This window comes from Streptomyces sp. NPDC013455 (assembly GCF_040632975.1).
GTDB lineage: Bacteria > Actinomycetota > Actinomycetes > Streptomycetales > Streptomycetaceae > Streptomyces.
This window is the reverse complement of sequence record NZ_JBEYCX010000011.1, coordinates 172,061-184,794: the sequence shown is the minus strand read 5'-3', so window position 1 is coordinate 184,794 and position 12,734 is coordinate 172,061. Positions and strand designations below refer to the sequence as shown.

Sequence of the window (12,734 nt, the reverse complement as noted above, 5' to 3'; positions counted from 1 at the left end):
CTTCCCCGCAGACCGTGGTCCACCCGCGCGGGCACGCCCCTCCGCGGACCGCGGTACACCCGTGGTGGCAGTGCCCAGGTCACTGCCGTGCCGGTTTACCCGGGACCTCAACCACCGGTTGGATGTCCCCTTTTCACCGTGCCGATAGCTTCGTGCCCGTTCGCGAACACACCAGCCTCTTCACATCCGGGACGGCTCGGCGCCCTCCCGTCCACAGGAAGGAACCGGCGGACCGTGGCTCATCTCTCCCTCAGGCCGGCCAAGCGGCGTACGGCCTACGCGGCGGGCCTGCTCGCGGCGCTCACCGCGTCCCTGTTCGGCCTCTCCGGAACGGCCGAGGCGGCCTACAGCTGCCCGTCCGGCGCGCTGTGCGCCTACACCTCCACCTACGGTTACGGCGACCGGGGAGCGGTCTACCAGGACAACCGCGACCTGACCGGCTTCTACCAGTTCCGCGGCGCGGAATCGCTGTGGAACGCGGGTACGTCGTGCAACGTGCGCGTCTACAGCGAGCGCAACTACACCGGTCACTACTGGACCCTGGCGCGCGGCACCGGGTGGTACTCCCTGAACGACGTGGAGAACAACCCGGAACTGGGCACCGCCCTCTACCACCACGTCTACTCGAACAACTGGTGCGTATGAGGCGGTTCGGCGCGCCCCTCACGGGGCTCGTGCTGGCACTGCTGATGGTCGGCTGCTCCCCTCGGGAAGCAGCCGGCCCCCCGCCGGCCGAGTCCGACCCCCGGCCGCTGTCCGGGGTGCTGACCACCTCCGCCACCGGCACGACCAGGCTGCGCGCCGCCGAGGAGCGGGCCGTCGCCGCCTGCATGGCCCGCCGGGGGTTCGCCTACGAGCCGGAGCGCACGGCGGCCGACGCGCGCGCCGCCACGACCAACCCCTACGGTCTGCTCCGCGAGGAGACGACCAGGCAGGACGGGTACGGCGCGGTCGGCGCGGTGCTGGGGACACCCCCGGCCACCCGGCGCGCCTCCGGTGCCCCGGGGCATCCCCGGAAGTGGTCGGACGCCCTGCTCGGCACCCGGGAGAGGAAACTCCGGCTCGCCGGTGGGCGGGTGCTGGTCTACCGGCCGGACGGCTGTGCCCACCAGGCCAGGGAACGGGCCTACGGAAAGGGCTGGGACGCCCTGCAGGGCCGGCTGGAGGCGCTGCAGGCCACCGTGATGGACGAGGTGGCGAAGGACAGCGGTTACCGTACGGCGCTGACCGCCTGGTCGGCGTGCATGGCGGACTCCGGCCACGCCTACACCGACCTCCAGGCGCCGCGCGAGGAGATCGGCGCCGCGATCCGGCGGGCCCGCGGCAGTGCGGACCGGCTGCGCGACGTCGGCCGCGAGGAACTCGAGACCGCGTGGACCGACTACTCCTGTGAGCGGACGGCACGTCTGCACGAAGCCGTGTCCGAGGCACAGCGCCGGGTCGAGGGCCGGCTGCTGGACGGCGGGGACAGGCAGGCCGTCCGGCAGTACCGACGGCTGAAGCAGGCCGCGCTGGCCCGGCACCCCGGGACATGACGTGCCCGCCGCCCCGCCGGCCCGCCCCCCGGGGACATGACGTGCCCGCCGCCACGCCGGCCCGCCCCCCGGGACATGACGCGCCCGCCGCCACGCCGGCTCGCCCCCCGGGGACATGACGTGCCCGCCGCCGGGCGTGCGCGACGACCTCGTGTCCGGCGGACAACAGCGCGTCCGCCGCGGCACGTCCGGGCCCGTCCGCGGAACCGGTCACCAGGATCCTGCACCAAGGCACCACCACTACGGCGACAGACCGCGATCGGCCGCGGTCACGGCCGTGCGCGGGGCCGGCCGCGACAGGCTTCAGCCGGTGGAATGCCGTGCGGGCGCACCGGTCTCCTCCGTGGCGGCCCAGGAGGCGAGCAGACGCAGCCCCTCTTCGGAGGGCGAGCCGGGTTCGGCGGTGTAGATGGTCAGGGTGAGGCCGGGTTCCGCGGTCATCTCCAGTCCCTCGAAGGCGAGGACGAGCTCGCCGACGGCCGGATGGTGGAAGCGTTTGACGCCGGTGCCGTGGAGGCGGACGTCGTGGGCGCCCCAGCGGGTGCGGAACTCCTCGCTCAGCGTGGACAGCTCGCCGACGAGGTCGTGCAGGTCCTTGTCGTAGGGGTCGCGGCCGGCCTCCGTGCGCAGGATGGCCACCGCCGTGTCGGCGAAGAGCTCCCAGTCGGGACAGAAGCTCCGGGATGCCGGGTCCAGAAAGGTGAAGCGGGCGAGGTTCGCCTGGTTGCGGGGGCCGGCGTAGAGGTCGGTGTAGAAGACGCGGCCCAGCTGGTTGGCGGCGAGGACGTCCATGCGCCCGTTGCGCACGAAGGCGGGTCCGGCGGTGATCGCGTCGAGGGTCCACTGGAGGCTGCGGTGCGGCGTCCACTGCCGGGCGGTACGGCGCCGGGGGCGAGTGAGGGCGGCGGAGCCGTCGGCGGCCTGGGCCAGACGGAGGAGGTGGGCACGCTCGGCGTCGTCCAGCCGGAGGGCGCGGGCGACGGCCTCCAGGACGGCCGGGGAGACGCCGGCCCGACCTCATCGACCGCGTCCTCTCGGGCCGGATCGACCCGGGCAAGGTCTTCGACCTCACCCTGCCCCTGGCACAGGTGGCCGAGGGCTACAAGGCCATGGACGAGCGCCGCGCCGTCAAGGCCCTCCTCAAGCCCTGACCCCCGCCCCGGCGACCCCGGCCCGGCGACCCCGCCCCGGGGAAGGCGCGGTCAGGAGACCGCGCAGGCGGCGAGGTAATCGGGGTGGCCGTGCTGGCCGAGGTACCCCTCGCCGACCGTGCGGGTGGTGCCCGGCTGCAACGCGTAGCACAGGCCGGTGGCACCGTCCCGGTAGACGACCATCACCCCGACCGTCTCGGCGCAGCTGCTGGCGGCGTCGGTGTACCGCCAGCTCTCGTACATGGTGACGCAGGCGGGGGCCGGCGCGGGACTCTCGGAAGCCGCGAAGGCCGGCTCCGTCAGGGCGGAGGAGATGGTCAAAGACATGACGAACCCAGCCGCCCGTACGGACCATTTGATCCAACTCTGCACGGTTTCAACTCCCTGACTTGTGAACGGAATTCACCCGCAGCACGTGGTAGAGAGGCCCTGAAGGCCCCTCATGTGTTCAGAGGTCGAAGGAATCAGAGTGCATGGCCGACCGCAACACGCTGGTGCCCGCCTTCGGACAGCGCGGTGGTTGCACGGTGTGGACGGCTGTTCGCCCGCGGCGAGGCGGCACGGGCCTGCCCGCGCCCCACATGACGCTTAAACCATTTCACCGCCGTCCGGGGCGCGCGCCGCATCACCCCAGGCAGCGCACCCCCGCGCCGGCCGGGACACCCGCACGCCTGCAAGCGGCGTGGCGCCGCGACGGCGCGTCCTCGGCCGAAAGAGGCTGGATCGCCGGTCACCGGGTAACCGAACCTCCCGGGGCCCGACGACAGCAGGGCGCCGCCGGCGAAAGGAGTGTCATGTCAGGAGTTCTCCAGCGCATCAAGCAGTTCGCGAGGAGCCCGCAGGGCCGGCGCACGATCGAACAGGTACGGCGTACCGCGTCCGATCCGCGCCGGCGCGCCCAGGCCCAGCAACTCTTCGGCAAGCTGCGCTCGCGCCGGTCGACGTCGGGCATGTGAGCCACACCGCTGCCCGGCCGAACGGACCGAGCCGGCCGGCCGGGCGCGGGCGGCGAGTTCATCCCGCGGCGTGAGCGGGCGGAGGCCGGTGACCGGCACACGGATCAGCTCACCGGCCCGTCCGCCGCCGCCCCGCCCCGGCCCGTCCGCCGCCGCCCCGGCCCGTCCGCCGCCGCCCCGTCCCGTCCGCCGCCGCCCCGCGCCGGCGCCCGGCCCGTGAGGATCGTCCGTTCGCGCGGAGAAGCGGCAGCCCGGGGGAGGGGCGGACCGCTTCGGCGACGTGGGCGGGTGCCGCGTACCTCTCGGGGAATCGGCCGCGGCACCCACCGCCCGGGCCCGGCAGACGACGCCGGGCCCGGTACGACCCGTCGAATGCCCGGCGACGCCGTCCCCATACGCGGCCGTCCGGGTGATCGACGTCCGCCGGGGCGTTCGCCGGTCGTCAGCCTCGTTCCGCGTGGACGACCACGGCATGGGAACCGAGGCCGATGAGACGGTCCCCCTCGATGTCGCCGAGCGCCGTGTACAGGTTGAGGACCTTTCCCGTGGCCGGATCGAAGGCGACGTCCTTGACGGTGCCGTGCTCGACGCCGTGCTCGGTCAGCACGCGGCTGCCGACGGCCTCGAGGTGCTCGGGCAGGTCCTTGGGACCCGGCTCGGCCGCACCCCGCGAGCGCACGATCACCGCGTCGCGGCCCACCGCCTCCACCGCGTCCCAGCCGATGACCGCACGGTCCTTCGGTGCCTTCGCCAGCCGCAGGCAGGCGATGCTCCTGGTACGGGCGTCGATGGTCAGGCTCTCGACGGTGCCCAGCGTCGCTGCCTCATCGGCGGAGATCACCGGAAGGTTCCGGGTCTGCGTGAAGAGCATCATGCGAGTCCCCCTTCCCCGCGCGCGTGGGCATCCGCGTGCGGCTGACGGGCGCCGGCCCGGAACGCCTCGACCTGGGCGGCGAAGCTGGGCAGATCCTCGGCGACGAAGTGGCGGGCCCGCGCGGGGACCACCACCGCCTCACCGGACACGGCGAGTGTCTCTCCGCGCGGGATGAACGCCGTGCGCCGCTCGGGGTCGAGGTGGTCGTTGGCGGCGATGGCGAAGCCGACGACCCGCCCGCCGGCACCGGCCTCGATCACGATGTCCCGTACGGTGCCGATCTCCGTGCCCTGGTCGGTGATCACCGGCGCGCCGATCACCCGGCCGCCGTCGGCCGCATGGGGGTCCACGATCGCGTCGCGGTCCGCCAGCGCGGCCTCGCTCGTGATCATCACGGCGGCGGGCCCGACGGCGTGCACCGCGCCGAACGGCAGGCTCCGCTTCAGCGGTCCGGCGAGCAGGCCCCGGCCGCTGAGCGTGAAGCCGGTGATCCGTCCGGCCGCCGCGTCGAACACGGTGTCCTTGATCTGCGCCACTGCCTCGCCGCCCAGGGTCACGACATCCCGCTTGGTCAGTTCGGAGGCGAGCATCAGCATGGTCACCCCACACCTCCCCGGCGCATCCGACGGCCACCGCGCACCGCGATCACCGTCCCGGCACGCCGTTTGGCCTGGACCGCCATCGTCGCCACGGCCACCAGTCCGACCACCGCCACCAGTAACACCACCCAGAGCCACCACACCACTGCCGACCTCCTCTACGGCCATGTCCTTCGCACTACCGGAGCTCCCGGTGCACTTCCGATTGCCCGCACTCCGGGCAGGGCACGCGTCGCAGAACGCCAGTGCGGACCGGACGGGAGACGCAACCGGCCAGGAGGCGCGACCGCGGAGGCGGCCGGCGGGAGCCGGTTGCGGGCGGGCGACGATCAGAGCGATGTCGTCCTGTCCGCCGTCGGCGGCCACGCCGAGGCGGCTCAGGAGGGTGTCGGCCAGCTGATCAGGGCTCAGGCGCGCGTGCCGGGCGAGGGCGTCGGCGAGGCGCCGCACACCGGCGTCGATGTCCTCGCCGCGGCGTTCGACGAGCCCGTCGGTGCAGGCCGTGTAGCGAAAGTGGACGAGTGGCTGTGACCCTGCCTCGCGCGTCGTCACGCCGGTGTCCCCGACGTCGGGAACACCGTAGAAGGAGAAGGACTCCAGCCCACCGTGCCGACCGCGGTCCACGTGGAAGTACCAGGAGTACGTCGTCGGTGGGCTCCGTAGCCGAGAGGGCAGCCGTCGCGGAGAACGTCTCTCGCACACGGCGGCACAGGCGGGTGCGCTTCCCGCCGGTACGTGCGCCGGCTCCTTTCGAGTGACCTTGATCGCCGATCTGTCATGGGTGCCGGTCTCCTGGTGGCACAATCCCCTCGGCCGAACCTATGGGGCATCTCGGCCCATTCAGTCTGTTCTTGTACGTGGTTCGGGTGCGGAAGTCCTCTCAGGGGGCAAGAGGCAGGGATCGGTATGGCGACGACGGATGAGCGGCCGGTAGTCCGGGATGTCGCGGGCGGGGTGCGGGATCTGCTGCGCGGGACCGGGGCGAGTGCGGACAGCAAATGGGTCCGCGGCCTGAAGGCGGCCCCGCAGGGGAACGTGCTGTTCGCGGTGGCCCTGCACGCCGCCGACCGGCGTGCGCACGGCCACACCCTGACCGACCTGGAGCAGGCCCTGCTGGAAGTGGTCGGGACGGTGCTCACCGACGACGAGCTGCGGGCGGCCGGTACGGAGTACCGCGCCACGGTGACCGATCTGGACGGCAAGGTCGACCTGCTGCCCGCCAGGATCACCGGGCTGGAGCGGACCAAGGGCTTCTCCTTCGCGGACCTCGATGCGTTCATCCCGCAGATGGAGGAGGAGAGCAAGCACCTGGCCAACGTCGCGGTGGTCGACCCCGCCGCCATCGCGGCCGGCCATTCCCCGGACTCGCCCGCGTTCCAGGCGGCGGTCACCGACTGCGGCTTCGGCACCACGCTCCTGGCCGGGCCCCCGCCGGCGCCCGGCGCCTCCCGCAGCAGCGAGCAGGACCTCACCTACCGGGTGCGCCTGGAGTTCGACAAGTTCTTGTGCGAGCGGGAGGTCGGCGACGGGCTCAGCGGCCGCGACGAGATCTACTGGACCGCCGCGACCCGATCCGAACTCGAGACCGAGAAGCGGATCTTCCAGTCCGAGGAATTCGGGGACGTCGAGAAGGGCGAAACTCACACGTTCTCCTCGAACAACAGGGTCGTCTTCGACGGCCTGGCCGGCGACTTCGTCACCTCCATGATCACCACGTGGGAGGCCGACCACAGCAACTCCCAGTGGTACGACGACCTCCACACCGCGCTGCAGGCCTTCGTCGACCACACCTGGTTCGTCGAGTTCATCCCCGGCAAGATCGGAAAGATCCTCGAGGTCGTCCGCTCCGCCATCCAGCTGTTCGTCGACCTGAAGGAAATCCTGCGCAACCACGACGACCAGTCCTGCCTGCGCGGCATCGTCATCGACCGCAACGCCCTGGTCACCCTCTACATGGCCAAGTCCCGCGAGTGGTCCTTCAACGGCGACGGCCACCACATTTTGACCATCGCCTACACCGGAGACCGGCCCAAATTCCCCGTCGGCACCATCGAGTACACCACCATCGGCGGCGGCCAGCGCAACCCCAGCTGGCGCCTGCCGGTCTCCACAGGCTGGGAAAGCTCCTCTCCGCCCGCCCTCGCCTCCCTCAACGGCACCCTGTACTGCATGTACATCCGGCCCGACGACAACGCCGTGATGTGGAGCACCCTGACCAACGGCACCTGGACCCCGCCGACGCCCATCCGCAACCTGTACAGCCTCTTCGCCCCGGCCCTGTGCGTCCACAAGGGCAAGGTCTACGCCGCGATCACCAACCTGGACGCCTACCTCGGCGTCATCAGCCACAACGGCACCGGCGACTGGACCACCTGGAGCCAGGTCTCCGTCTTCGACGCCTCGACCGATCCCCTCATCACCAGCCACAACAACGGGCTCGTCACCGGCTTCCGCAGCGGCGGACTCGTCTGGGGCGCTTCCCTGTGGCCCAGCTACGACGACGGCCGGACCTGGGAAGAACCGTTCGTCGCACCGTTCCTCGCCACCGAGCTCCAGCCGATGTCCACGGCCTCCTTCGACGGCGCACACCTGATCGCCTTCCGCCACACCGACGGCTCCGCCCGCATCCTCTCCCGCACCGGCACCACGCCCTACCAGGAGATCAACAAGTGGGGGTGGGACCTGCCTGACGCCCCCGCCATCACCGTCCACGACGGCACCGTCTGGATGGCCATCCGCTCCAACGATGCCGGCGACATCCTCGCCACCCGCCTCGTCGACGGCTCCTTCGACTCCGTGGACGACTTCCTCGCCGCGGGCGCGATGCAGGGCGCGGTCGCCCTCGCCTCCCACGACGGCGTCCTGTACGCCATGTACCGCCGCTGACCCACGCAGCCGCGCCCGACTGCTCATCGGTGACATCTTCCCCGGAACCGTGATCACCCGCGGCGGCTTCGAGGCCGTGGCCGACGACGTCCCCCACCGCGACGGTGCATCCGTCGTCGGGCAGGTCGACCACGTCGTACCAGTCGCCGCAGACGTTGAGCGACCGGGTGGCGGGCACGTAGCGCACGGCGATGTCACCGTGGGCGGCCAGGTCCGGGCAGTGCAGCATCGCCTCCTGGAGGGTGAGGGCGGTCCGGCGCTCCCGGGTGTGCGCCTCGCGCAGCTCCTCGTTGAGGCGCTGGAGTTCCCGGGCCCGCGCGACCAGTTCGGCTTCCATCGCCGCCCGCTCACCGTCCGGATCCTCCGGGCGGCCACGGCCGGCGCGGGACGGCACGAACTCGGTTCCTCCCGGGTGCGGCCGGTGGCCCGCAGGTAGGCCCCGTTGACCTCGACGACCACCAGGCCGGGATCCAGCACCAGGCAGGGACTGGGCGTCACGGAGAACAACGCCTGTAATCGATCCGCGGTGTGGTCGACATGCGGTCTCCCGTCCCGCCGCAGGACTCCTCACGGAAAGTACGCGCCAGGGCCGCGCACCCGCGTGATCGACACCGCTCTCGGCTGCCGCCGGGACCGATCCCCGTCCCCACCCCAGCTCGTCAGGGCACCTCGTCGACGGCCGTCATGGCACCCATCAGGTCGTCCACGACGTCCAGGTAGCTGCCCCGCCTGCCGAGGGCGGCGCGTTGACGGTCGGCGCCGGTGCCGAGGACGCGTTGGCGGGCGTATCCGGCGAGGACCGTGTCCAGGTCGCCGTGGAGCAGCAGAGCAGGGCGCAACTCCGTCAGCAGTCGTTCGACGAGCACGGTCGCCGGGACGAGGCGGCGGCTGTCCAGGTCGACGCCGTCGCCGGCCAGGCCGTCGCGTGCCGCGCGCCAGCACGCCGTGCGCAGGAGGTGCGCAGGCGGCCGGGAAGCGGGCTTTCCGGCGTCGATGTCGGCGAGGGCCGTGGCGACCAGAGCCCGGACGACGGCGGCCAGCGTGACGGTGTCCCGGGCGGTGGCCGCCGCGTCGGCGACCCGGATCTCCAGGGTGGGTACGTGATGGGAAGGCCGGATGTCCCAGTACAGTCCGCCCCGGTCCAGGATGGTCTCGGTGGCGGTGAAGTCGGCGACGAGCGCCTCGAAGTGCGCCGGCGACTCGAAGTGCGGCGGGGGACCCGCGGCCGGCCAACGCGCCCACGCCAGTCGGCGCCAGCTGGCGTATCCGGTGTCCCGCCCTTGCCAGAACGGGGAGTTGGCCGCCAGCGCGATCAGGACCGGGAGCCGGGTGCGGATGTGGTTGCTGACCTGGAGCGCCAGTTCCACGCTGGGAATGCCGACGTGCAGGTGGCATGCGCAGATGCTCTGCTCGTCGTCCAGGGCGCCGAACAGCGCCGTGCTCCTGGCGTACCGGGGCCCGTCGTTCATGGCGGGCGGCATCGCGTGTGCCAGGACGGGAGTGCCGCTGGAGATGACGCCCAGGCCGTGGCGGGCGGCGGCCCGCACCACGGCTCCCCGGAGGAAGCGGACCTCTTGGGCGAAGCGCTCCAGGCTGGTGTGCGGCTCGGTACGCACCTCGATCTGGTAGGCGGTGATCTCCGTGGTCACCCGGTCACCGAGCTCCCCGGCCGCCTCGGCCACCACCTTCTGCGCCTCAGGCCGCAACGCCCGCGTGTCGGGATCGACCAGCAGGTACTCCTCCTCGGCACCGATCGTCAGCGGTCCGCCGCCCCGGCCGGCGACGGGACCCGCACCGGCGGTGCTTGAACCAGGAACTTCCGCAATCCCCTGAGCCCGCTCTCCACTGGTCACGGTGACGATGCTGTCACAGACGGCGACGGCGGGACCCGTCCGCGGTGAGACAAGTACGGGACGGTCCGCGGCGGAACTCGATCGAGGGCATGCCGCGAGTGACCGTGTCACAGTCTTCCCGTGAGCGCCCCTCGTCCCGCCGCCCGGTGTCCCGAACCTGGCGGGTTCCCGTTCCGCCCGTGAACTCCCCGGACGCCGACGAGCCCGTGTCACCCGTACGGCCGCATCCCGCCAGCGGGCACCGGTGGCCGGCCCGATGCTGGACGGGTGGACCCCTTCCCCTCGCCCTACCCCACCCTGCTCGGCGACGACCCCGCGCTGCAGACCGCCCTCGACACCGCCGTCGGCGAGGCTCTGACCGAGTTCCCGGAACTGGGCCGGTTCCGTCCGGCCATCTCCTTCGTGGCGGTCGACGAGACGCCGGACGGCCTGGACTTCCGGCACGCCGGGCTGCGGTACGGGGACAGCTACTACACCGCCAGCCTGGCCAAGGTCGGCGCGTTGTACGCGGCGTACGAACTCCTGAAGAGCGTGAACGCGGTGGCCGGAGAGGCGGCGACCCCGCAGGAGCTGTTCGCGCGGCTGCGCGGCGAGTTCGACCCGGTGATCGACGCGGCCGTGCCGGCCATCGCCGAGGCGGGCCTGACCCGCGCGCAGCGGCTGCCGAAGTACGAGCAGGTCTTCGCCGCGCTCTCCGCGGGCGGCCCGTTGCGGTGCGCGTTCCAGCCCGCCTTCCAGGACAACCTGAACAAGATGATCGTCAAGGGCAACAACGAGGCCGCGTCCGCGTGCATCCAGCTGCTCGGGTACAGCTGGATCAACGGCGCGCTGCACGCCGGCGGCTTCTACTTCCCGCCGGCCCGGACCGGAATCTGGCTGGCCGGGACCTTCACCGGTGCGCTGCCGGCCGTTCGCATCCCGAGCGTGAACGACGGGATGGTCGCCCAGGCGTCGACTTGCTTCGACATGGCGAACCTGTACGCGCACATCGTCCGCCGCACCCTCGTGGACGCCGAGAGCTCCAACCTCATGCACGCGCTCCTCGCCACCTCCGCGTTCGTCGGCGACGACCCCTCGTACCTGGACTTCACCCGGCGGCCGGCCCTGCCGGTGAGGGACTTCGGGATCTCCGACTCCAAGATCGGCCACGGACCGCTGAAGACCGGCACCCAGGTGAACTCCGAGGGCGCGGTGGTCGAGGTATCGGATCCCACGCAGCAGTTCGTGGTGGTCTTCCAGGACAGCCTGGACAACCTCAGCTCCCTGTCCGCGCTCGGCTACGTCGTCGACCGCACGATCAAATTGTCCCGCTCCGGCCCGTGACTCCTGGGGTGCAACGCAACGCGGGCGCACCGGATATATGCACTTCTGCGCATTCCCTTTCGGACAGCGCGCCCCTTCGCTAATCTGCCGCTGATCGTTGCAGCCCGGTGGAAATTCCAGGGGGAGCCGAACCGGTGGCACACCGGTTCGGTCGGGGGGAGAACGTCATGCAGCGCCTTGCTGTCAGGGCGGCGGTCACAGCCGTCGTCCTGCTGGTCGCCGCCGGCTCGGCCTATCTGCTGCTGCGGCCCGGCGGTTCGGCGGACTCGGTCCGCTTCGCACTCGTCGCGGACAGCCGGCTGTCCGCGCTCGACCTGCCCGGGGAACCGGACGGGGCGTGCGAGGAGAACTCGACCGTGTGCCGGTCGAGCCTGCGCGTAGAGAAGAACAGCAAGGTCAGAAAGGTCGTCGTGACCGCACGGGGGACTCTGCCGGAAGGGGTCCGACTGGCCTACTGGGGATGCCGGGAGGGCCCCGGGGCCCCGGCCTGCACGCTCCGCCAGGACCATGACGCCACCATCTGCGTCACCACCACCGGACCCGCGGACACGGCCCGGCAGGCGTGCGGGAAGAAAACCGCGCGGCCCGCGGCCGACGGACCCGGAAAACTGACCGTGATCTTCAAAACTAAATGGAAGATCGATCTGTTCGGTAATTTCAAGGGCTCCTGCGGCAACGGCGGAGTTCTCGGAAAGACGTGCGAAATCACCGTCAAGCCAGGAAAGATCTATTACCTGCGCGCCCAGCCCACTCTCGAAGGCGACCCCTACGCGCACCCCGCCAGGAAACCGGGATTCTCCTACGTCTACATCGGCTACGAGGGCTGCAACAGCGGACTGGGGCACGGCGACTCCATCATCTGCGCGGTCTTCGGCTCGTCGGGCGAAGCGACCGTCTGCGTCTCCACCGGCGACGAGTACGAACGCGAGGCCGCGCGGGAATGCCAGGCCTACCGCAGGACGGAGACCCGATGACCGCCCGCCTCGCTCGATGCCTGCTGCCGGTGACCCTGCTCCTCGCGGCCGGCTGCGCCTCCTCCGACGCGGACCGCGACGACGCGCGACCCACCCCCTCCGCATCGGCGTCCTCCCGGACCGGCGCGGACGGAGTACCCCTCGCGGTGCTGATGTCGTCCTCGTGGAGTGAGGGGATCGGCTCCGACATCCCCGGCCAGACGTTCTGCCCGGACGTCCGCACCCGGAACAAGACCCCCGCCACCGAAGTGTCCTGCCGGTTCGTCGTCCCCCGCGGCACCGCCGTCAAGCTCACCGCGAAGGTGCGGGAGCGGCATCCGGCCCTGACGGTCTCCAACGAGGGGGTGCGGCTCACCCTCTGCCCCCACGGCGTCTGGTCCGAGGCGTCCCGCACCGTGACCTGCACGGTGACCGTGACGGAGGGCACGGCGCTGTGCCTCGACGACAACATGCCGCACCAGTCCGTCGTATGCGAGTGGGTGGCGCAGGGATACGCACGCCTGCCCGCCACCGCCCCGCCCGGCTTCCGCCCGGGACCGCACCAGGCGGCGCGTCCCGACGAACCGTTCAGCTGACGGGGCCG

General features: G+C 71.7%; 13 protein-coding genes and 3 pseudogenes. 9 read left to right on the top strand and 7 right to left on the bottom strand.

Features of this window, described 5'->3' with window-relative positions; all coding sequences use genetic code 11:
* Positions 1-234 precede the first annotated feature (234 nt).
* Positions 235-645, top strand: a complete 411-nt coding sequence (locus tag ABZ576_RS19820) for a peptidase inhibitor family I36 protein (protein ID WP_360741910.1) — start codon at positions 235-237, stop codon at positions 643-645.
* Positions 642-1,535 (top strand): hypothetical protein, encoded by an 894-nt coding sequence (locus ABZ576_RS19815; RefSeq protein WP_360741907.1) that lies wholly within the window; start codon positions 642-644, stop codon positions 1,533-1,535. Before ABZ576_RS19820 ends, ABZ576_RS19815 begins: the two co-directional genes overlap by 4 nt.
* Before the next feature lie 303 nt (positions 1,536-1,838).
* Here ABZ576_RS19815 and ABZ576_RS19810 read toward each other — a convergent pair.
* Positions 1,839-2,546: pseudogene (locus ABZ576_RS19810) on the bottom strand (transcriptional regulator); the annotation flags it as partial.
* Between ABZ576_RS19810 and ABZ576_RS19805 the strand changes: the two are divergent.
* Positions 2,546-2,686, top strand: a pseudogene (locus ABZ576_RS19805) (IMP dehydrogenase); the annotation flags it as partial. The pseudogenes ABZ576_RS19810 and ABZ576_RS19805 overlap by 1 nt on opposite strands.
* 51 nt (positions 2,687-2,737) lie before the next feature.
* Here the strand turns inward: ABZ576_RS19805 and ABZ576_RS19800 are convergent.
* The gene (locus ABZ576_RS19800; RefSeq protein ID WP_360741904.1) at positions 2,738-3,013 is read right to left on the bottom strand and encodes a hypothetical protein; all 276 of its coding nucleotides are present in this window, start codon (positions 3,011-3,013) and stop codon (positions 2,738-2,740) included.
* A gap of 467 nt (positions 3,014-3,480) precedes the next feature.
* On the opposite strand from ABZ576_RS19800, the gene ABZ576_RS19795 reads away from it, so the two are divergent.
* The gene (locus tag ABZ576_RS19795) at positions 3,481-3,642 is read left to right on the top strand and encodes a hypothetical protein (RefSeq protein WP_360741901.1); all 162 of its coding nucleotides are present in this window, start codon (positions 3,481-3,483) and stop codon (positions 3,640-3,642) included.
* Between the two features lie 442 nt (positions 3,643-4,084).
* Here the strand turns inward: ABZ576_RS19795 and ABZ576_RS19790 are convergent, their stop codons facing one another.
* The 4 genes and pseudogenes from ABZ576_RS19790 to ABZ576_RS19775 all read right to left on the bottom strand — a co-directional run.
* The gene (locus tag ABZ576_RS19790; RefSeq protein WP_360741898.1) at positions 4,085-4,516 is read right to left on the bottom strand and encodes a PRC-barrel domain-containing protein; all 432 of its coding nucleotides are present in this window, start codon (positions 4,514-4,516) and stop codon (positions 4,085-4,087) included.
* On the bottom strand, positions 4,513-5,118 hold the full coding sequence (locus ABZ576_RS19785) for a PRC-barrel domain-containing protein (RefSeq protein ID WP_360742128.1): 606 nt from the start codon (positions 5,116-5,118) through the stop codon (positions 4,513-4,515). The genes ABZ576_RS19790 and ABZ576_RS19785 overlap by 4 nt, the downstream gene beginning before the upstream one ends.
* Positions 5,115-5,261 carry a hypothetical protein gene (locus tag ABZ576_RS19780; protein WP_360742125.1) on the bottom strand — a complete coding sequence of 49 codons (147 nt, stop codon included), beginning with the start codon at positions 5,259-5,261 and terminating at the stop codon, positions 5,115-5,117. Before ABZ576_RS19780 ends, ABZ576_RS19785 begins: the two co-directional genes overlap by 4 nt.
* A gap of 172 nt (positions 5,262-5,433) precedes the next feature.
* Positions 5,434-5,610: pseudogene (locus ABZ576_RS19775) on the bottom strand (SpoIIE family protein phosphatase); the annotation flags it as partial.
* 411 nt (positions 5,611-6,021) lie between these two features.
* Here ABZ576_RS19775 and ABZ576_RS19770 point away from each other — a divergent pair.
* Both ABZ576_RS19770 and ABZ576_RS19765 read left to right on the top strand, forming a co-directional pair.
* On the top strand, positions 6,022-8,001 hold the full coding sequence (locus ABZ576_RS19770; RefSeq protein WP_360741895.1) for a hypothetical protein: 1,980 nt from the start codon (positions 6,022-6,024) through the stop codon (positions 7,999-8,001).
* A 220-nt stretch (positions 8,002-8,221) separates the two neighbouring features.
* Positions 8,222-8,437 carry a hypothetical protein gene (locus tag ABZ576_RS19765; protein WP_360741892.1) on the top strand — a complete coding sequence of 72 codons (216 nt, stop codon included), beginning with the start codon at positions 8,222-8,224 and terminating at the stop codon, positions 8,435-8,437.
* Positions 8,438-8,660: 223 nt separating this feature from the next.
* Here the strand turns inward: ABZ576_RS19765 and ABZ576_RS19760 are convergent, their stop codons facing one another.
* On the bottom strand, positions 8,661-9,854 hold the full coding sequence (locus ABZ576_RS19760; RefSeq protein ID WP_360741889.1) for a glutamate--cysteine ligase: 1,194 nt from the start codon (positions 9,852-9,854) through the stop codon (positions 8,661-8,663).
* 267 nt (positions 9,855-10,121) lie between these two features.
* Between ABZ576_RS19760 and ABZ576_RS19755 the strand changes: the two genes are divergently transcribed.
* The 3 genes from ABZ576_RS19755 (at position 10,122) to ABZ576_RS19745 (ending at position 12,726) form a co-directional block, all read left to right on the top strand.
* A complete protein-coding gene (locus ABZ576_RS19755; protein WP_360741886.1) occupies positions 10,122-11,177 on the top strand; it encodes a hypothetical protein in 1,056 nt (351 codons plus the stop codon).
* A 167-nt stretch (positions 11,178-11,344) separates the two neighbouring features.
* On the top strand, positions 11,345-12,151 hold the full coding sequence (locus tag ABZ576_RS19750) for a hypothetical protein (protein WP_360741883.1): 807 nt from the start codon (positions 11,345-11,347) through the stop codon (positions 12,149-12,151).
* Positions 12,148-12,726 carry a hypothetical protein gene (locus ABZ576_RS19745; protein ID WP_360741881.1) on the top strand — a complete coding sequence of 193 codons (579 nt, stop codon included), beginning with the start codon at positions 12,148-12,150 and terminating at the stop codon, positions 12,724-12,726. Before ABZ576_RS19750 ends, ABZ576_RS19745 begins: the two co-directional genes overlap by 4 nt.
* Positions 12,727-12,734 lie beyond the last annotated feature (8 nt).